The following is an 18,767-nucleotide window of genomic DNA, read 5'->3' as shown; positions in this document are numbered from 1 at the left end:
TTTAGGTCTCCAGTTTTTTCAGTTGCCGGCTTCTGCGGCAATGGCTTCGTGGTGCCGGATCACTTCGCGAACGATGAAGTTCAGGAATTTCTCGGCAAAGTCAGGATCGAGATTGGCTTCCGCGGCAAGCCGCCGGAGCCGTTCGATCTGAATTTTCTCCCGCTCCGGATCAGCTGGCGGCAGGTCGTTATTGGCTTTCAGGACACCCACTTTCTGGGTGCACTTGAACCTTTCCGCGAGCATGTTGATGAGCGCGGCGTCGATGTTGTCAATGGATGATCTCAGAGCCTTCAGCTCGGCGACCGCCTCACTCTGGCCCAGCTGGGTAACGGCATTGCTCATCGTTTCTTGCCTTTACCCATTCCCGGCATACCGGGGAGTTTCGGACCGCCCAGACCCGGAAGGCCCGGCATCCCAGGTGGCAACCCCCGCCCACCCAGACCACCCGGCATGCCGCCGGGCAATCCTTTCGGCAGATCCATTCCGCCGGGAAGCTGGCCGGACTTGGCCATTTCCTCGAGCTGCTTCGGATCGACATCCGGCATGCCGCCGCCCAGACCGCCCATAAGCTTGCCGAGCATGCCCTTGCCCTTGCCCATTTTCTTCATCATGTCCGCCATCTGGCGATGCATCTTGAGCAGCTTGTTGACCTCGGCAACCTGAACCCCCGACCCGGCGGCGATCCGCTTTTTGCGGCTCGCCTTCAGAACATCGGGTTTCTGCCGCTCAGACGGGGTCATTGACTGAATGATCGCGATCTGGCGCTTGAACATCTTGTCATCGACATTCGCAGCCTCGATCTGCTTCTTCATCTTGCCGACACCCGGCAACATGCCCATCATGCCGGACATTCCGCCCAGCTTCTCCATCTGCTTCAATTGTTCGGCGAGATCTTCCAGGTCGAAATGACCTTTCTGCATCTTCTTCGCCATTTTCGCGGCCTGTTCCGCATCAATGGCTTCCGCTGCTTTTTCAACGAGCGAGACGATGTCGCCCATGCCGAGAATCCGGTCGGCGATCCGTTTTGGATAGAAGTCCTCCAGCGCATCAGACTTTTCGCCGGTACCGATCAGCTTCACCGGCTTGCCGGTAACGGCCTGCATGGAGAGCGCCGCACCGCCGCGGCCATCACCGTCCATTCTCGTCAGGACAATTCCGCTGATCCCCACGCGCTCATCGAAACTCTGCGCCAGGTTGACGGCGTCCTGACCTGTCAGGCTGTCTGCGACAAGCAGGATCTCATGCGGCTGCGAGGCGGCCTTGACCTCCGCCATCTCGTGCATCAGAGGCTCATCTATATGGATGCGCCCGGCCGTATCCAGCAGGACAAGGTCATAGCCGCCGAGTTTGGCTGCCGACATCGCACGGTTGGCGATCTCGACGGGCCCCTGTCCATCGATGATCGGCAGTGTGTCCACCTCGTTCTGCTCACCGAGAACCTTGAGCTGTTCCTGTGCCGCCGGCCGGCGCGTATCGAGCGAAGCCATCAGCACCTTGCGCTTGTCGCGCTGGGTGAAGCGGCGCGCAATCTTGGCGGTGGTCGTGGTCTTACCGGACCCCTGCAACCCGACCATCATGATCGCGACCGGTGCGGGCGCATTCAGATCGATCGGCTGCGCTTCGGCACCGAGCATTTCGACAAGCTGGTCATGAACGATCTTGACGACCATCTGGCCCGGCGTAACCGACTTGACCACTTCGGCACCGACCGCCCGGTTGCGGACCTTGTCTGTAAAGGAGCGCACGATCGGCAGGGCGACGTCGGCCTCGATCAATGCGCGGCGAATTTCGCGCATTGCCTCGTTCACGTCGTTTTCCGACAGCGCGCCACGGCCAGTGAGCTTGTCGAAAATTCCGCTTAGTCGATCGGACAGGCTTTCAAACATCAAAGGGTCCTTAGGTCATCGGTTTCGGGATTTCTCCCGAACCATATGGTCAACCGAATTTCAGATCCAACCGCGTTGCCTCTTGCAAAGCGGTTTTGCACCCGAGGGCGCATCGCGCTGTCGGGTGGTAACCTCCGGGATCTCTTTACACCTTTGCGGGTCCCGGTCGGCGGTTCAGATTTTCGCTCACTCATATGGAGTTCGCGGGTCTATGCCTGACCGCGCCACAAGAGTCAAGTTTTGCCCCGCACCCTTCCGGGAACCGGTCACGTCAATTCCGCTTTGACGTCTCGTAGCGGGACGACGTCTCATAATAGTCGTTGAAGCCGATCCGGTCCCGGAGTTCGGTAAAGTCCATCATCAGCGGCGCCCGGTCACGATCGGTCTTCAGCTTCTCAAGCGTTTCCGTCATCGCCTTCATCGCGCTGGCCATCAGCGTGAGCGGATAGGCGGCAATCGCGAACCCGATGTCCTCAAGCTCCTTGTGGGAAAGCTCCGGCGTTTCCCCGCCTTCCACGATATTCGCCATTTTCGGCCCGGGGAGTTCCCGGCAGACCGTCTCCATTTCGGCGACAGTCCTGGGGGCCTCGACGAAAAGAATGTCCGCACCCAGCTCCTTGAAACGAGCGGCGCGTTCGATGGCTTCGCTGAGGCCGTGTTCGTGGCGCGCGTCCGTACGCGCCAGGATGAGAATATCCGCTCCGTCTTCCCTGGCATCATTGGCCGCGCGGATCCGGTCAAAGGCTTCGTCGCGCGAGACAACCGCTTTTCCGGGTGTGTGGCCGCATCGTTTTGGAGACAACTGGTCTTCGATCATGATGGCAGCCGCGCCCGCCCTGGCGAACCCCGCAACCGTCCGTCGCACATTCATCGCGTTGCCATAACCGGTATCGCCGTCGGCAATGACCGGAAAGTCGACGGCGTGCGTAATGTTGCCGACATGATCGAGAACCTCGCCATAGGACATCAGGCCCAGGTCCGGCTGTCCGATCCGGGACGCCGACGCCGCAAATCCCGACATGAAGGTCAGATCGAAATCCGCCTGTTCGATCAGCTTGGCCGAAAGCGCGTCAAAGCAGCATGGCATGACGTGCAGTTTCTCAGCTGCAAGCAGGTGTCTGAGTTTGTCGGCCTGGGACGGCATTCTTACCTCGTGACAGCGATTCAGAGCTTGAAGGGAATATAAAGCGCTAGATCGGTCCACATATAGAGGATCACGACCGAGAGCAACATGAGCACCAGGAATGGCAGCACCCCGCGGGACACATCGGACAGACTGGATTTCGCCACCGACTGGATCACGTAGAGATTGAGCCCGACCGGCGGTGTGATCAACGCACACTCGACCATAACCACCATGTAGACGCCGAACCAGATGGGATCGAAGCCGAGCGCCATGGCCGCCGGCAGCAAGACCGGCGTCATGATCAGCACCATGGACAGTGCCTCGAAGACGAGTCCCATGATCAGGAGAACCACCGAGACGACAAGGATGAACGCCAGCGGTGTATCAATGTTCTGACCGATGAACATCGAGATTTCCTGCGGGATCCGGTAGAGCGTGATCGCCTTGCCGAACACTTTTGCTCCGGCGACGATCAGCAGAATCGCAACGGTCGTCACCATGGAATCGTAAGCCGCCTCCTTGAGCCCCTGCCAGGTCAGCGTCCGCAGAACAAGACCTGTGATGACGAGCGCAACCGCAAAGCCGATGGCCGCCGCCTCGGTCGGCGTGGCGATCCCCGTGTAGATCACCCCGATGACAAATGCCGCGAGCACAATGGAAGGCAGGGCGCGCAGCGAACTCCAGAAACGCTCCTCCGCGCTGGCCGCGGTTTCCGCGGTGTGCCCGCCGAACCATCTCGCATGGATCATCGCGAACGCAATGAAGAAAACCACCAGAAGGATGCCGGGGCCGATGCCGGCGAGAAACAGCGAAATGACGGACTGTTCGGTGACAAACCCGTAAACGATCATCGGGATCGATGGCGGGATCAGGATCCCGAGCGTCCCTCCGGCGGCAAGCAGACCATAGACGAAGCGTCGCTCGTACCCTCGGCTGATCATTTCAGGGATTGCCACCGTCCCGATCGTGGCCGCGGTTGCCACGGAAGAGCCTGAAATCGCGGCAAAAATCGCACAGGAAATGATCGTTGCAACGGCCAGACCGCCCGGCCAGTGACCCACCCAGGCATGCACGGCGGCAAAGAGATCCTTTCCGACACCGCCTTTCAGAAGGATGTTCGACATCAGCAGGAAAAGGGGAACGGCAAGAAGAATGAACCCGTCCAGCGTGGAAAGGATCGCCTGCGGCGCCATCAAAGGCGAGAACCCGCCAAACAACAGCAAGGCCAGTCCGAGACCGCCCAGCGTGAATGCGACCGGAACCCGGATGAGCAAAAGCGCAAAAAGCGCAACCAGGATCAGGGCGGTCGTCATGAGACGTGTCCGCCCGTCGGTGCCGGACGTGCGGCCGCCGTGCCAAGCTCGATCAGTGCCTGCACGAACAGCAGTGCGAAGCCGACCGGAATGGCAAGCTCCGAGACCCAGGTTGGCAAATCGAGCATCGAACCGGTCGTGCGGCCGCGCTCGAAGGAATCGTAAAAGATATCTCCGCCCTTCCAGGCAACGACCGCGCTGAAAAGCGCGATCGCGGTCATGGCCAGAACACGGCAAACCCGTTGAGCCGTTTTGCCGAGCCGTTCGGTAACGGCATCAACCGCTATGTGCTGATTGGTCTTCAGGAGCCAGGGCATCCCGATCATGCTGCCCCAGATGAGGCAAAGCTGCGACAGTTCCGCCGCCCAGATTGTCGGCGCTACGAACAGGTAGCGGGCGGTGACTTCGTAGGTCAGCATGCATCCCGCAAGGATGAACAGGAACGCGGCGGCTCCTGCAAGCACCCTGAGGACAGCGTGGAACGCTTTCATCGGCTCAAATGCAATCTCTGTTTTCGGGAAAGTTCAAACGGGGCCCGATGAAAATACAGATCCCGTGTTGATCGTTTGGGGCGAAGATCGGGTTTCGCGGCCACGCCGCCTCACGAGTAAGGCGGCGCGCCTGATCCCCGGTGGCTGCTCAAAGACCCTTTGCCGCGTCCATCACGGTTTTACCCAGATCTCCAGCCTTTTCGGAGTAAGTGTCGTAGACCGGTTGACTGACGGCTTTCCAGGCCGCGATTTCTTCCGCGGTGGGTCTGTAGACGGTCATGCCGTTTTCCTCGGCTGCCGCATAAGCTGCCGCCTCGATTTCGGCCATGCGATTGCGCACGTCGTTTTCTGCCTTGACTGCCGCTGCCTGGATGACAGCCTTCTGCTCTTCCGGAAGACCGTTCCAGAAGTCGGAGTTGACAACGACAATGAACTCGATATCCGCGTGATTGGTCACGGAAATCGTGTCCATCACTTCCCAGAGCTTTCGCGATTTCACACCGGAAACTCCGGTCATGCCGATATCGACGGTACCGCGCTGATAGGCGAGATATTGTTCGGAACCCGAAATCAGGGTCGGCGCGCCGCCGGCTGCTGTCACGAAATCGCCGAGTGTCTTGCCGAACACGCGGACCTTCTTGCCCTTCATGTCTTCCGGCGTCTTGAGCGGTCCGTCCTGGGACAGCATGATCGCACCACCATAGGCCTGCCACCACAGCACGGTCGAACCGGTGTCCTTGATGGCCTCGTCGAGTGGCCCGCGCACGGGCGAGCCCGGCGCAACAGCGGCACGCACCTTGTCTTCGGTATCGAACAGGAATGGCTGATAGAAGATGTCGACCGCCGGAATGTCTCCGACATACCGCGTCAACGAGGCAACGCCCATTTCGATCGCACCGGAGCCAACTGCCGCCGGAACTTCCTTGTCCTTGTAGAGCTGGGCGGAATCATAGATTTCAACGGCGATGTCGCCATTTGAGTTCTTTTCAACCTCTTCCTTGAACAGGAGCAGGTTCTGGCCGAGGTGGCTCTTGAGCGGCAGTTGAAGGGAAATACGCAACGTTGTGTCTGCCGCAAAGGCAGCACCGGTCGAAAGGCCAAGCGCAACGGCTGCGCCAAGGGCCCAGGCAAGTGATTTCATGATGTCCTCCCATTATTATGAGCGCAGTCTTGCAAACGACCAGATCAAGGTCAACAAGACAACTCATCGTCGGGGATGACAAAAACTCACCAATAGATTGAGCAAGACATACCCGCCGGTGCGGGTCCAATTATCGAAATCGGCGGGTACCGGATCTCCGTCCTGGCAGACCGCCAAACCGGTGTTCATGTCTTAGACACGAAAACCACTGCCGGTGTGACCGTACCGGCAGTGGTCTTTATCAGGCAACCCCGCTGCAAGTGCAGCTTACGGGGGGAGGATCGCCCGAAGCCGGATTACGGCTGAACCGCTGCGAATTCAGCCGGATCGAGCAGGTTGTCCTGATTCGCGTCCGCAGCCTTGAAAACGTCTTCCGACATATCCGGAACGACTGCCGTGACTTCGTCGAAGCTCACGAAACCGTCCTGGTTGCTGTCGATCGTCTCAAATGACACGCCCTGTGCAAGCGCTGCTGTAGAGGCTGTGAAAGCACCGATGAGAAGAGCAGCGGTAAGACGTTTGGACATGTTTAAACCTCCAAGTGTTGGTTTTCGCCGGATTGCCCGTCCCAGAGATGGGGAAGTCGGTGCACCCGGCTTGTGTTCCGTCCATCCGCCAGGCCCCTGCGACCTGCCGAACCGGAACACCACAAACACTGATCCGCGATCACGACCGGCAAAGGGCTGCTCTTGGGAACATTCGCGGCATTGTTGTGACTTTCAGATGTATTCAGCCATAGGTCAGTCATATTCATGACAATTTTCAAAGTTTCCGGCAAGAAATAGACTTCATAGTGGATTTAATGAGGAAATAATTATTCAATATCCGAAGCAATTTAACTTTCATATTCTACTGAATATTCCGTGAAATTCGATCGAAATTGAACACTTGTGTGAATTTGCAGATCAACCGCCGAGCTTTCGTCTTGATCCACTGGCCAGACGTTGGTGCGGTTGCTGGAGCGACCAGCGATGTGACATCCTGACAAGACCTGGACATTGAGGGGAAGAGACATGATCACAAGGATCACGACGGTTCTACTGGCAGCCTCAGTTTCGGTCGCAGCCGCGAATGCCGCGCTAGCACAGGCCAGCGCAGGGCTGCGTTGCATTGCCAACCCGGACGTTGACTGCGTGATCGAACTTGCCGAGCGGTCATTCGTCCTGGTACCGGAAGACCGCTGGCACCTGGTGTTGCCGAACCTCACCCAGGCCATGTTCTATAGCGGGCGCACCGCCCGCGGACTGGAACTTGCTCAAAAGATTGAAGGCACCGCCGTACGCAGGCTCGTCAACATGGTGCGGGCACGCGCGCTTTTTCACGAGGGCAAGGTGGGTGAAACACGTGCCGTTCTGGACAGACACGCGGAAAACACCAGGATAAGCGTAGGCGAAGTGACAGGCTGGGCGTTGGACGCCTACGAGCGCGGCGCCCAGGCCCGGGGAGATGCGGCGATCGAATTGGCGAACGATTTGCTAGATAGTCATAAGGCAGCCACCGGGGAAAAGTTTCATGACACGACCCTGCCAAGCGCGGTTGCTGCCTCCGGTGACACTGGTGCGGCCATCGATATGGTCAACGAGATACCGGATCTCTACGACCGGGCCGAAGCGGCGACACTTTTGGTGGAGATACTCGCGAACGGACCGGACGAAGACCGAGCCAGGTCACTGTTACACGACGTAAAAACATGGCGGGCAAGCCTTGACCCCGTGCGCACCTCGCAAATCATAATCAACGAGGCCTGGGCCTGGTTGCAGCTCGATGAATCTGGTCAGGCTCTGGCCATCGCAAACGAGATCTCGGACGCCCGGCATCGTGACAGCACGCTGTCCTTTCTGGTGCTGAACGCGGGAATGAGCGGCAACGCAGAGAACGCGTTGGTCCTGGCTGAGGAGATCGAGCGCGTCGATAGCAAAGCCTGGGCATTGGCGGAGTGTGCGCTCTTGGCCTACAGTTCCGGTCACCAGCACGCGGCAGCAACGTGCCTTGAGCGCGCGCGAGAACCCGTTTCCGCGCTCATGGAAGCTCTCAAACGCGGCGAAACTGATCCGGACCTGCGCTTCGAAATTGACGGCGCGCTCACCGCCGCGGCCCAGGCGGAATCACTGGCGGGAAACGATGCCGCCGTTGTCAGGATTGTTGAGGCGTCCGGGATCTTCGGGAGCGGCATAAGTGACCAGATCATCGCAGCGCACATAAACGCCGGCGATTATTCGTTGGCGATGCTGCTGGCATTCCAGGGCTCTGACGCTCTGAAACAAGCAAAGGCAATGTCTTCACTTGCGCGGGCAATGGCCAAAAAAACATTCATCGAAGACTGAACCTGCGCGCAGAACCGGATACGCTGGAACGCGTTCAACCGGAAGACGCACTTAGCCGCGCGCACCGAAAATCGCCGAACCGACGCGGACACAAGTCGCGCCAAATCCGATTGCAACCTTGTAGTCGGAGGACATGCCCATGGAGAGCTGTTCAAGACCGGCTTGTTTCGCCAGCTTTTCCAGGAGAGCGAAGTGTTCGCCTGGGGCTTCATCAATCGGCGGTATGCACATCAGTCCGACGATGCTCAAGCCGATTTCATCCCGGCATTCCGACAGGAAGGTTTCGACTTCCTTTGGCGGAATGCCGGCCTTTTGCGGCTCTTCACCCGTGTTCACCTGGATGAAGCAGGGAAGATTTCTCTCTTGCCTGTCCATTTCAACCTTTAAGGCCTTGGCGATTTTCGGACGGTCGACAGTGTGGATCACATCGAACGTCGCCACGGCCTCCCGGGCCTTGTTTGATTGCAGCGGCCCTATGAGGTGCAGTTCGATATCTTCGTAGGATTCCCGCAATCCGGGCCACTTCCCCATAGCTTCCTGCACCCGGTTCTCCCCGAACACCCGCTGGCCCGCGTCCAGGACAGGCACAATATCCTCGGCAGCGAAGGTCTTTGAAACAGCAATCAGCTCGACTGCGTTGTCCGGTCTGCTGAATTCCGCCTCGGCGCTGCGGATGTCGGACTGAACTCCTGAAAGACGATCTGTAGCGGAGGTCATTTCATTTCCCTATGAAGCGGATTGTTCGGACTGTCACTCATAAGCCCTCAACAGCGCTCGCCTCAAGTGCCGGATTGCAGCATTCTTGTCCCGATCTGGCCAGCGATCGCTTTACGAATGCGGCATTGCGACATAAACAGGCTTCGTTGGGCTCTTTTTTGAGTCTCGTGTTGACCCGAAGCCGGATATCTGGTGACAGTCCGGCAAGCAATCTTTCAGGAATTCCGCCATATCCGGCGGCAAGAACAAACGGCATAATTGATGGCAACGGAACGGTACAATGCGCGCGAAGTGGAAGCGCGCTGGCAGAAGGTCTGGAACGACAAGGACGTCTTCGTCACCCACAATGACGACCCGCGCGAAAAATACTACGTCCTTGAAATGTTCCCCTACCCGTCCGGCCGCATTCACATGGGCCATGTCCGCAACTATGCGATGGGCGATGTTGTCGCCCGCTACAAGCGGGCAAAAGGGTTCAACGTTCTCCATCCGATGGGATGGGACGCTTTCGGCATGCCGGCAGAAAATGCGGCGATGCAGAACAACGTCCACCCCAAGGACTGGACCTATGAAAACATTGCCGCGATGCGCGACCAGCTCAAGATCATGGGGCTGTCCCTGGACTGGAGCCGAGAGTTTGCGACCTGCGACGTTGCCTATTACACGCAGCAGCAGCGCCTTTTCCTGAGGTTCCTCGAAGCCGGACTGGTCTACCGCAAGAACGCGAAAGTGAACTGGGACCCGGTCGACATGACTGTCCTGGCAAATGAGCAGGTGATCGACGGATGCGGCTGGCGCTCTGGTGCACTGGTTGAGCAGCGCGAGTTGACGCAATGGTTCTTCAAGATCTCCGATTATTCGGAGGACCTGCTGGACGCGATCGAAACGCTCGACCGCTGGCCGGACAAGGTCCGCCTGATGCAGAAGAACTGGATCGGCCGCTCGGAAGGTTTGCGCGTCCGCTTTGAGTTCACGCAACCCGCGCCGACCGGCGAGGAGACGCTTGAAATCTTCACCACGCGTCCGGACACTTTGTTCGGCGCATCCTTCATGGGCCTGTCTCCGGATCATCCGATCTCGACAAGGCTGGCGGAAGACAATCCGGAACTGAAAGCGTTCATCGACGAGTGCAAACGGGTCGGAACATCAGAAGAAGCCATTGAAAAGGCGGAGAAAAATGGCGTCGACACCGGATTGCGCGTCAAGCATCCGCTCGATAGCTCGCTGGAACTGCCTGTCTATGTCGCGAATTTCATCCTGATGGACTACGGCACCGGCGCGATCTTCGCCTGTCCTGCCCACGATCAGCGCGACCTGGATTTCGCAAGAAAGTACGGGCTCCCGGTCAAGCCTGTCGTGTTGCCGAAGGATGCCGACCCGGCCACGTTCGAAATCGGCACGGAAGCGTTCACGGAAGACGGAACGATCTTCAATTCCGATTTCATGAATGGCATGTCCATTCCCGACGCCAAGGAAGCCATCGCGCAAAAACTGGAGTCCATCTCTGTTGATGGCGCTCCGCAGGGCGAACGCCAGGTCAATTATCGTCTGCGCGACTGGGGCATTTCACGACAGCGCTATTGGGGATGTCCGATCCCGGTCATTCACTGCGACACATGCGGTGTTGTTCCGGAAAAGGATGAGAACCTCCCGGTTCAGCTGCCCGACGACATCAATTTCGACAAGCCCGGCAATCCGCTGGATCGCCACCCGACCTGGCGCGAAACAACCTGTCCGAAATGCGGCAAGCCGGCCCGGCGCGAAACCGATACGATGGACACGTTCGTCGATTCCTCCTGGTATTTCGCCCGGTTCACGGCCCCCGACTGCGATCAGCCAACGGATCCGGACGCGGCAAACGGGTGGTTGCCGGTCGATCAATATATCGGCGGCATCGAGCACGCGATCCTGCATCTGCTCTATTCCCGGTTCTTCACGCGCGCGATGCAGAAAGTGGGCGCCCTTGATCTGAAGGAACCGTTCAAGGGCCTGTTCACGCAAGGCATGGTGACACACGAGACCTACCGGCTCGGAGAAGGTGCAAACGGCTCCTGGGTTTCGCCGGCGGAAATCAGGATCGAGGACATTGACGGCAAACGGCGCGCCACGCTGCTTGATACAGGCGACGAAGTCGCGATCGGTTCGATCGAGAAAATGTCGAAGTCGAAAAGAAACACGGTCGATCCGACGGATATCATCGACACATACGGTGCGGATACCGCGCGCTGGTTCATGCTGTCCGACAGTCCGCCCGAGCGCGACGTGATCTGGACGGAAGACGGTGTCCAGGGCGCCTGGCGTTTTGTGCAGCGCGTGTGGCGTCTGATTGGCGAAATCTCCGACAAGTGCGAACCGAGAAATGGTGCAGCGCCTGAGGTTTCGGGCAAGGCGCTCGATCTTCGCCGGGCCAGCCACAAGACCCTCGATGCAGTTTCCAATGACCTCGAAGCGCTTGGTTTCAACAGGGCGGTGGCAAGGCTCTATGAACTGGTCAACACGACAAGCAAGACGATCAGCGACGGCATTGACGACGACAAGACGGAATATGCGGTCCGCGAGGCGGCCGACTATCTGGTCCAGATGATGGCTCCGATGATGCCGCACCTTGCCGAGGAGTGCTGGTCTGTTCTGGGTCACGACACCCTGATTTCGGAAAGCAAATGGCCCGTCGCCGACCCGGCTTTGTTAGCGGAAGATTCAGTTACTTACCCTATCCAGATAAACGGAAAACGGCGCGGAGAACTGGAAATTGCAAAAGAGGCTTCCAAAGAGGAGGTCGAAGCAGCTACCTTGGCACTGGACTTCGTGCGCAAGGCGCTGAACGGAAATCCGCCGAAGAAACTTATCGTCGTGCCGCAAAGGATTGTGAATGTCGTTGTTTAGCAGCATCTTCAAGGGGGAGCTTCTCCTTCGGCGAGTCGCTCTTTTCAGCGCCTTGGCAGCAGCGGTTGTCTTGAGCGGGTGTCAGATCCGCCCGCTCTACGGCACCAGCACAACGGGCGATTTCGGCGCACAATCCTCCACCGTTGCTGCCGAACTGGCAGCCATCGATCTTGAATCCATCTCTGCCCAGTTTGCCGACGAGGATGCCACCAGGGTCCTTTACAACGAGCTGACATTCAAGCTCGAACGCGGCGCCGGACCGGGGGGGAAGCAATACCGGCTTGAAGTTCTCGCCGACGTCAACACGGCACAGGTTGCGATCGAACGGTTCGCAGACGTTCCCTCGGCCTACACCATTACGATGAACTCCACATACGTGATGAGCGACATTGAAACGGGCGAAACGTTGACAACGGGCCGGACATTCCGGTCGGCATCCTACGACTTCTCGGACCAGCGCTTCGCGAACCAGCGTGCGCTCCGGGACGCCCAGGAGCGGGTTGCCAAGGCGGTCGCTGATGATATTGCCACCCGCCTGGCCGGCTATTTCGCCAGTCAATCCTGAATTTCCGGTTGAGGGTCCGCTGCGGTGACAGTCCTGAAAACAGCCGAAACGGACCGATTTGTCGCAAATCCTCCTGAAGGCGGTGCAGTCGTGCTCGTGTTCGGTCCCGATACCGGGCTTGTTTCGGAACGCGCCACCCGACTTGCCGCAAAGGCGTCAGAGGGCGACAGCGATCCTTTCAACCTGGTGAAAATCGACGCGGCCGAGATCGCTGGCGATCCGAACAGGCTGATCGACGAAGTCCTGACCATTCCGCTGTTCGGCGGCCGCCGGATCGTCTGGGTCAAGGACGCGAGCGGCAAGAACCTGGTGCCCGCGGTCGAACCCGTTCTGAAACTCGACGACCTGGAAACGTTCGTCATTTTGGAGGCCGGCGACATAAAGAAGGGCGCCGGGCTGAGGAAACTGATCGAACCCAGCAGGCAGGCCTTCGCCATTCCCTGTTATGCGGACAACGATCGCGGGATCGACCAGCTCATCGACGAGGAAACACGTGAAGCCGGCCTCACCATCACTCGGGAAGCGCGCGCCCTGCTGCACGGCCTGCTGGGCGGAGACCGGATGGCCAGCCGCGGAGAACTCAAGAAACTGTGCCTTTACGCCCTGGGCAACGGCCGTATCGAAAGCGAAGACATTGAAGCCATCATTGGCGACGCATCCGAGTTCGAAATGTCCGAACTCATCGATGCGGCCGGCACCGGGAACATCGCCACCCTGGATCATGGCCTCCAGCGCCTGTCAGATGCCGGATCCAAGGCTTCGATCATCGCCAACCAGGCCCTGAAACACTTTCAGAACTTGCATCGGATGCGAATCGATATCGAAAAAGGCAAGAGTACCCAGGCTGTTATCGACGCTCAGCGGCCACCCGTCTTCTTCAGCCGCAAACCGGGGATGTCGCGGCAACTCCAGATCTGGTCCTTGTCCGACCTGGAGCGCGCAATGGACATCCTCTCCGAGGCAACGAAGATCTCACGCCTCAACGATCCGCTTGGCGTACCCGTGCTTTCAGAAGCGTTGCTCAAGCTTGGCAGAGTTGCGCGAGCCCGCGGCCAGCGGCGCTAAGTATTTTCAAACACGGAATAAACTACAGCCAGCACATTGGCTTGGGGAGCTCGAAAGACGAAAAATCAACCCTGAGCACACGACGGTTTGTCTGTAGCCTGGAGGGACCGGAGGCATGCAAGGTCAGCATCTTCAGGACGAGGAGATCACCACGCTTCGCTTCACAAGTCTCAATCTCGTATTTCTGTGCAATTTCTTCGGCTTGCCCGGAACGCACGGCACCTTCCATATGACTGCCCAACGCAATACTCATGGAGCCGTTGTCGCAATCTGTATCGTCTAGGTGAATGCGTACGAAAAGCATGGTTTCCAACAGATCTAGCGGTGGTTCACAGTGCCAGCCACCGGCTTTGAAAGACCAATTCCCAAAGCCCGAAACGTTTTCCCTGGAGCGAACTGCAATAACGCGATCCTGATGCCAGGGAACGCCCCAGTTTGTTTGCTGAGATTTGTTGAAAGAAACTGCACGAACCGGCTTAGCGTCGGGATCGATTTGAGCAATGACCCGGCCAATAGAACGTTCGATCGACAGGCAGTCCCTCAATTTCTCTGACATGTCAAGGCGTTGCCCCGCCTTCAGGCCTGTTCCTGCAACGTCTTCGAGCACTCTGAGATCTTCTTTGGAAACGGCGCCTCGGAACCAGACACGCCCTTCTGTCTCAAAAAGATCGCGGATCGACATCGTCTTCTACAAGCCTGATTGCATTGCGCCGCAACCCAGGAACGGCAGATGCCTATCTCGTCTCGACACCGAGCTTCCTGCACAGTTCATCCAGTTGCTCGAGAGAGGTGTATTTGATCTTGAGATCGCCCGAATCCTTGCCCGGCTTGTGCCCGACAACCACCTTGAGGCCCAGTGTGTCGGTCAGCCGCTTTTCCAGTGCTTTCGTATCCGCATCCTTTTGCGGTTTCTCACCCGGCGCCTTTCCGCCCTTGAGTTTTGTAAGCGCGTCCGGGTCCTGCGAGATCTTTTCCGCATCGCGGACGGTCAGACCTTTTTCAACAATCAGTTCAGCAAGCGCGGCGGGATCTTCAACCGTAATCAGGGCGCGGGCGTGCCCAGCCGTCAGCAGGCCTTCCGCAAGATAGTCCTTCACCGAGTTCGGCAATTTCAGAAGACGCATGGTATTGGCGACATGGCTCCGGCTCTTGCCGATCACCTTGGCCAGCTCACCCTGACTGTACTTGAACTCGGCCGTGAGCTGATCGTAACCCATTGCTTCTTCGATCGGGTTGAGATCCGCCCGTTGCACGTTCTCGATGATCGCGAGTTCGAGTGCCTCCTGGTCGGTCACATCGCGGATGATGATGGGAGCTTCGTGGAGGCCCGCTCGCTGCGCGGCCCGCCAGCGCCGTTCCCCCGCGATGATCTCGAACCGGTTCACCTTCCCTGCAGCCGGCCGAACAAGGATCGGCTGAACGATGCCCTTTGCCTTGAGCGACTCGGCGAGATCGGCGAGATCCTTCTCGGTAAAGGTCTTGCGCGGATTGCGCGGATTGGGTTCGAGATGCTCGATCGGAACGCGTCTGCTGTCCCTGAACACCTTTTCAGGCGGAGCTGCTGCCTCCGGCGCCGAATCTCCGATCAAGGCAGCCAACCCTCGGCCCAAACGCTTGTTCTTGCCGTCTTTCTCAGCCATGACCCACCTGTTTCTTCTTATAATTCAATAGTTTAGTTCAGATCACCCGAAACACCTATACTGAACCATCCGTTCAATTCGGTGCCGAATCCAACCAGACGCTACGCCGCAACCCGCCGCAACTGCCGCTCCCGTTGAATGATTTCGGACGCGAGGCGAAGATAGGCCTGGCTTCCGGCGCACTTCAGATCGTACAGCAGCGCCGGCTTGCCGTAGGACGGCGCTTCGGAAACCCGCACGTTTCTCGGGATGATCGTTTCGTAAACCGCATCGCCCATGGTCTCGCGTACGTCGGCGACGACCTGGCTGGAGAGGTTGTTCCGGCTGTCATACATGGTCAGGACGATACCGTGTATGCTCAACTCTGCATTCAGCGCGCCCTTCACCTGTTCCACCGTGCTCAGCAGCTGGCTGAGACCTTCAAGCGCGAAAAACTCGCACTGGAGCGGAACCAGGATCGAGTGCGACGCAGACAGCGCATTGATTGTCAGGAGGTTGAGGGATGGCGGACAGTCAATGAGCACGTAGGTGAAACCGACTTCCTGAAACAGGCGCGAATGCGTCAGATGTTCTATGGCATTGCGCAGACGAAACGCCCGGTCGCTGGTCGAGGCAATCTCCAGTTCCAGTCCAAGCAGGTCCATCGTGGAGGGCGCGACCCAAAGCCTTTGCACCGCCGTCTCGCGAACCGCTTCGGCCATTGAACAATCGCCGCTCAGGATTTCATAGGTCGACAGGCCGCGATCACGATGTTCGATACCCAGACCGGTTGATGCGTTGCCCTGGGGGTCAAGGTCAATGACCAGGACCTTCTCGCCGATGGCGGCAAGCGCGGTGCCAAGATTGATGGCGGTCGTCGTCTTGCCCACGCCGCCCTTCTGGTTGGCAAGCGCAAGAACGCGCGGTGTCTCGGGGAGCATGCTCATTGCCACCCACCTTCCTTGGCTAGTCGGACCGGGCTGATATGTCTGAGAAAAGAAGCATCCGGCTCGTGGGATCTACAACACTTTTCTTTTCTATCAGATCGAAGTTCCAAGAGTCAGCGGCTTCATCAACTTCTCTTTGAGAATCCTGCCCTTTGTGGAAAACAGCCTTCGCACCACCGGCCGTGAAGGGCCGCGCAAGGCCAAAGAGCTGCTCAAGCGATGCCAGAGCACGGGCTGAAACCGCGTCAACGGGGCCATGGGACCATTCTTTCGCAACCGATTCGATCCGCCCGGGGTAAACGGTTCCGTGCGATCCGGTTTCTCGCAACGCCGTTCGCAGAAAAGCCGCCTTGCGCTGATTGCTCTCGATCAGGTGAACATGTGCGCTGGGTGTATCAGCGAGCAAAATGGCCGTCACGATACCGGGAAAGCCGCCACCGCTGCCGATGTCCACCCAGGTGCGGGCCTCTGGATACGTCCAGTGGGTTTGAAGACTATCGACCACGTGACGCATCCAGATATCAGGGATTGTCGATGGTGCGATCAGGTTTTGTGCCGGTTGCCACTTCAGAACGAGATCGACAAAGACCTGAAGCCTGTCCAACGTTTCACGTGAAACATCCCCAAACATGTGAACAACTTTTCCAGTGTCTTTCAACACGAAGGCGCGGCCCATCAAGCCGCTCCGCGATGACTCTGCCGCTTGAGATGCGACAGTATGAGCGTTAGCGCCGCTGGCGTTATCCCATCCATCCGCGAGGCCTGCCCCAACGTCGACGGGCTAACATCAAGAAGCTTCTGCTTCACCTCATTGGACAAGCCAACGATTGCTTCGTAGTCGAAACCATCCGGGATTTTCAAGGCTTCGTCGCGCTTCAACGCGTCAATGTCCGCCAATTGCCTGTCGAGATAGACTGCGTAAAGAGCATCCGTTGCCACCTGCTCTGCGACCGAACGATCGACATCTTCCAGTTCTGGCCAGACCTTCGCAAGCATGTCGTAGGTCACGTTCGGATAAGACAGTAGATCAAATGCAGACCGGCGAATGCCGTCCTGGTTCACGGGAAGACCTTTTTTCTGCGCTTCGGACGGGGTCACGGAAAGCCTGTGCAGCAGATCGCGCGAAGCCGCAATCTTCTCCATCTTGCCATCGAAGGCGTTGCGGCGCTCCTGGGAAACGATGCCGCGTTCAATGCCAAGCGGCGTCAGCCGCTGGTCCGCATTGTCTGCGCGCAGCGACAGCCGGTATTCGGCCCTCGACGTGAACATGCGATAGGGCTCGGTAATCCCCCGCGTCACAAGGTCATCGATCATGACGCCGATGTAACCCTGTGACCGATCCACAACGAAGGGATCTTTCCCCGATGACTTGAAAGCCGCATTGAGACCGGCAATCAAACCTTGCGCGCCGGCCTCTTCATAGCCGGTCGTGCCGTTGATCTGACCGGCCAGATAAAGACCCTCGCACCGCTTTGCCGCAAGCGTTGGGCGTAGCTCCCGCGGGTCCACATGATCATATTCGATCGCGTACCCAGGTTGGATGACCTTGACATCCTCAAGTCCCGGTATCGTCTTCAGGAATGCCAGCTGCACGTCTTCGGGAAGCGATGTCGAAATTCCGTTGGGATAGACCGTATGATCGTCCAACCCTTCCGGCTCAAGGAAAACCTGGTGACCATCCCGTTCGCCGAACCGCACGATCTTGTCTTCAATCGATGGACAATACCGTGGACCCCGGCCCTTGATCTCGCCCGAATACATGGCAGACAGGGACAGATTATCCTGAATGATCTTGTGCGTATCAGGCGTCGTTCGTGTGATATGGCACGGGATCTGGGGTGTTTCGATCTTGTCCGTAAGAGTGGAAAACGGCACGGGATCGTCGTCCCCCGGTTGCTCGTCCAGCCGGTCCCAGTGAATGGTCCGGCCGTCCAGCCGCGCCGGCGTTCCGGTTTTCAATCGCCCGAGCTCGAAACCGATCTCTTCCAGGGAAACGGACAGGCCCATCGCAGGAGCCTCTCCTGACCGGCCCGCCGGAATTTTCTTGTCCCCGATATGGATAAGCCCGCGCAGGAACGTGCCGCTGGTCAGAACGATCGCGTGGCAATTCACGACGCGCCCGTCGGCAAGGGCCAATCCGGAGACAGTTTTCTGGTCCTCCCCATCCCTGAAACGAATCCTGTCCGCCTCGCCTTCGATGATGGTCAGCCCGTCGACCGCCGCTATCTCCCGCTGCATCGCTTCGCGGTAGAGCTTGCGGTCTGCCTGTGCTCTGGGTCCGCGCACAGCGGGCCCCTTACGGCGGTTCAGCATTCTGAACTGGATACCGCCCTGATCGGCAACCCGACCCATCAACCCGTCCAGCGCATCTATCTCACGAACAAGGTGCCCCTTCCCCAGGCCACCTATCGCAGGATTGCAGGACATCACGCCGATTGTTTCAAACGTGTGGGTCACAAGCGCGGTCCTCGCACCGGCGCGCGCCGACGCGGAAGCCGCCTCGCAACCGGCATGGCCACCGCCAATGACAACAACGTCGAAAATCTGATCCTGTTCGCTCATCGTTTCACCGTGAACACCGGTCATTTTAAAAGCACCCGGCAACGTTCCAAATATTTTCAGGGGTCAATTGCCGGCAACCCGTCCGGCCGTGGAACCGCTCGTGACGGCCCGTTACAGCGGTTCTTATA

General features: G+C 58.4%; 17 protein-coding genes. 4 read left to right on the top strand and 13 right to left on the bottom strand.

Features of this window, described 5'->3' with window-relative positions:
• Positions 1-18: 18 nt before the first annotated feature.
• From RDA78_RS06935 to RDA78_RS06905, 7 genes are all read right to left on the bottom strand, one after another.
• The gene (locus tag RDA78_RS06935; RefSeq protein WP_434054601.1) at positions 19-342 is read right to left on the bottom strand and encodes a chorismate mutase; all 324 of its coding nucleotides are present in this window, start codon (positions 340-342) and stop codon (positions 19-21) included.
• Positions 339-1,886 (bottom strand): signal recognition particle protein, encoded by a 1,548-nt coding sequence (gene ffh, locus RDA78_RS06930; RefSeq protein ID WP_434054600.1) that lies wholly within the window; start codon positions 1,884-1,886, stop codon positions 339-341. The genes RDA78_RS06935 and ffh overlap by 4 nt, the downstream gene beginning before the upstream one ends.
• A 271-nt stretch (positions 1,887-2,157) precedes the next feature.
• A complete protein-coding gene (locus RDA78_RS06925) occupies positions 2,158-3,030 on the bottom strand; it encodes an isocitrate lyase/PEP mutase family protein (protein ID WP_434054599.1) in 873 nt (290 codons plus the stop codon).
• Between the two features lie 20 nt (positions 3,031-3,050).
• Positions 3,051-4,325: a TRAP transporter large permease gene (locus RDA78_RS06920; RefSeq protein WP_434054598.1), complete on the bottom strand. Its 1,275-nt coding sequence runs from the start codon at positions 4,323-4,325 to the stop codon at positions 3,051-3,053.
• Positions 4,322-4,816 (bottom strand): TRAP transporter small permease, encoded by a 495-nt coding sequence (locus tag RDA78_RS06915; protein ID WP_434054597.1) that lies wholly within the window; start codon positions 4,814-4,816, stop codon positions 4,322-4,324. Before RDA78_RS06915 ends, RDA78_RS06920 begins: the two co-directional genes overlap by 4 nt.
• Positions 4,817-4,964: 148 nt before the next feature.
• Positions 4,965-5,957: a TRAP transporter substrate-binding protein DctP gene (dctP, locus tag RDA78_RS06910; RefSeq protein WP_434054596.1), complete on the bottom strand. Its 993-nt coding sequence runs from the start codon at positions 5,955-5,957 to the stop codon at positions 4,965-4,967.
• Positions 5,958-6,253: 296 nt separating this feature from the next.
• Positions 6,254-6,484: a hypothetical protein gene (locus RDA78_RS06905; RefSeq protein ID WP_306142332.1), complete on the bottom strand. Its 231-nt coding sequence runs from the start codon at positions 6,482-6,484 to the stop codon at positions 6,254-6,256.
• Between the two features lie 486 nt (positions 6,485-6,970).
• On the opposite strand from RDA78_RS06905, the gene RDA78_RS06900 reads away from it, so the two are divergent.
• Complete coding sequence (locus RDA78_RS06900; protein ID WP_434054595.1) at positions 6,971-8,281, top strand: hypothetical protein; 1,311 nt, start codon at positions 6,971-6,973, stop codon at positions 8,279-8,281.
• 51 nt (positions 8,282-8,332) lie between these two features.
• Here the strand turns inward: RDA78_RS06900 and RDA78_RS06895 are convergent, their stop codons facing one another.
• Positions 8,333-8,998 (bottom strand): YggS family pyridoxal phosphate-dependent enzyme, encoded by a 666-nt coding sequence (locus tag RDA78_RS06895; protein ID WP_434054594.1) that lies wholly within the window; start codon positions 8,996-8,998, stop codon positions 8,333-8,335.
• A 261-nt stretch (positions 8,999-9,259) separates the two neighbouring features.
• Between RDA78_RS06895 and leuS the strand changes: the two genes are divergently transcribed.
• The 3 genes from leuS to holA are packed head-to-tail and all read left to right on the top strand — an operon-like array spanning position 9,260 to position 13,511.
• A complete protein-coding gene (gene leuS, locus RDA78_RS06890; protein ID WP_434054593.1) occupies positions 9,260-11,881 on the top strand; it encodes a leucine--tRNA ligase in 2,622 nt (873 codons plus the stop codon).
• Positions 11,868-12,446 carry an LPS assembly lipoprotein LptE gene (locus tag RDA78_RS06885; RefSeq protein WP_434054592.1) on the top strand — a complete coding sequence of 193 codons (579 nt, stop codon included), beginning with the start codon at positions 11,868-11,870 and terminating at the stop codon, positions 12,444-12,446. Before leuS ends, RDA78_RS06885 begins: the two co-directional genes overlap by 14 nt.
• 24 nt (positions 12,447-12,470) lie before the next feature.
• On the top strand, positions 12,471-13,511 hold the full coding sequence (holA, locus tag RDA78_RS06880; protein WP_434054591.1) for a DNA polymerase III subunit delta: 1,041 nt from the start codon (positions 12,471-12,473) through the stop codon (positions 13,509-13,511).
• Positions 13,512-13,533: 22 nt separating this feature from the next.
• Here holA and RDA78_RS06875 read toward each other — a convergent pair whose 3' ends face one another.
• The 5 genes from RDA78_RS06875 to mnmG form a co-directional block, all read right to left on the bottom strand.
• On the bottom strand, positions 13,534-14,193 hold the full coding sequence (locus tag RDA78_RS06875; protein WP_434054590.1) for a phytanoyl-CoA dioxygenase family protein: 660 nt from the start codon (positions 14,191-14,193) through the stop codon (positions 13,534-13,536).
• Positions 14,194-14,245: 52 nt separating this feature from the next.
• Positions 14,246-15,151 carry a ParB/RepB/Spo0J family partition protein gene (locus RDA78_RS06870; RefSeq protein ID WP_434054589.1) on the bottom strand — a complete coding sequence of 302 codons (906 nt, stop codon included), beginning with the start codon at positions 15,149-15,151 and terminating at the stop codon, positions 14,246-14,248.
• 101 nt (positions 15,152-15,252) lie between these two features.
• Positions 15,253-16,077: a ParA family protein gene (locus RDA78_RS06865; RefSeq protein ID WP_434054588.1), complete on the bottom strand. Its 825-nt coding sequence runs from the start codon at positions 16,075-16,077 to the stop codon at positions 15,253-15,255.
• Positions 16,078-16,096: 19 nt separating this feature from the next.
• On the bottom strand, positions 16,097-16,708 hold the full coding sequence (rsmG, locus tag RDA78_RS06860) for a 16S rRNA (guanine(527)-N(7))-methyltransferase RsmG (protein WP_434054587.1): 612 nt from the start codon (positions 16,706-16,708) through the stop codon (positions 16,097-16,099).
• 44 nt (positions 16,709-16,752) lie between these two features.
• Positions 16,753-18,663 carry a tRNA uridine-5-carboxymethylaminomethyl(34) synthesis enzyme MnmG gene (gene mnmG / locus RDA78_RS06855; RefSeq protein WP_434054586.1) on the bottom strand — a complete coding sequence of 637 codons (1,911 nt, stop codon included), beginning with the start codon at positions 18,661-18,663 and terminating at the stop codon, positions 16,753-16,755.
• Positions 18,664-18,767: the final 104 nt, after the last annotated feature.

Origin of the sequence: Roseibium sp. (assembly GCF_051016195.1) — a bacterium.
In the GTDB taxonomy this organism is placed as follows: domain Bacteria; phylum Pseudomonadota; class Alphaproteobacteria; order Rhizobiales; family Stappiaceae; genus Roseibium.
Note: the sequence above shows the minus strand (reverse complement) of the source record. Positions and strands in the feature narration are given on the sequence as shown.

Bases quoted from the DNA above. Each gene is read 5' to 3' on its own strand.
- RDA78_RS06935 (WP_434054601.1), bottom strand. From the start codon at position 342: ATGAGCAATGCCGTTACCCAGCTGGGCCAGAGTGAGGCGGTCGCCGAG.
- ffh (WP_434054600.1), bottom strand. From the start codon at position 1,886: ATGTTTGAAAGCCTGTCCGATCGACTAAGCGGAATTTTCGACAAGCTC.
- RDA78_RS06925 (WP_434054599.1), bottom strand. From the start codon at position 3,030: ATGCCGTCCCAGGCCGACAAACTCAGACACCTGCTTGCAGCTGAGAAA.
- RDA78_RS06920 (WP_434054598.1), bottom strand. From the start codon at position 4,325: ATGACGACCGCCCTGATCCTGGTTGCGCTTTTTGCGCTTTTGCTCATC.
- RDA78_RS06915 (WP_434054597.1), bottom strand. From the start codon at position 4,816: ATGAAAGCGTTCCACGCTGTCCTCAGGGTGCTTGCAGGAGCCGCCGCG.
- dctP (WP_434054596.1), bottom strand. From the start codon at position 5,957: ATGAAATCACTTGCCTGGGCCCTTGGCGCAGCCGTTGCGCTTGGCCTT.
- RDA78_RS06905 (WP_306142332.1), bottom strand. From the start codon at position 6,484: ATGTCCAAACGTCTTACCGCTGCTCTTCTCATCGGTGCTTTCACAGCC.
- RDA78_RS06900 (WP_434054595.1), top strand. From the start codon at position 6,971: ATGATCACAAGGATCACGACGGTTCTACTGGCAGCCTCAGTTTCGGTC.
- RDA78_RS06895 (WP_434054594.1), bottom strand. From the start codon at position 8,998: ATGACCTCCGCTACAGATCGTCTTTCAGGAGTTCAGTCCGACATCCGC.
- leuS (WP_434054593.1), top strand. From the start codon at position 9,260: ATGGCAACGGAACGGTACAATGCGCGCGAAGTGGAAGCGCGCTGGCAG.
- RDA78_RS06885 (WP_434054592.1), top strand. From the start codon at position 11,868: ATGTCGTTGTTTAGCAGCATCTTCAAGGGGGAGCTTCTCCTTCGGCGA.
- RDA78_RS06875 (WP_434054590.1), bottom strand. From the start codon at position 14,193: ATGTCGATCCGCGATCTTTTTGAGACAGAAGGGCGTGTCTGGTTCCGA.
- RDA78_RS06870 (WP_434054589.1), bottom strand. From the start codon at position 15,151: ATGGCTGAGAAAGACGGCAAGAACAAGCGTTTGGGCCGAGGGTTGGCT.
- RDA78_RS06865 (WP_434054588.1), bottom strand. From the start codon at position 16,077: ATGAGCATGCTCCCCGAGACACCGCGCGTTCTTGCGCTTGCCAACCAG.
- rsmG (WP_434054587.1), bottom strand. From the start codon at position 16,708: ATGTTTGGGGATGTTTCACGTGAAACGTTGGACAGGCTTCAGGTCTTT.
- mnmG (WP_434054586.1), bottom strand. From the start codon at position 18,663: ATGACCGGTGTTCACGGTGAAACGATGAGCGAACAGGATCAGATTTTC.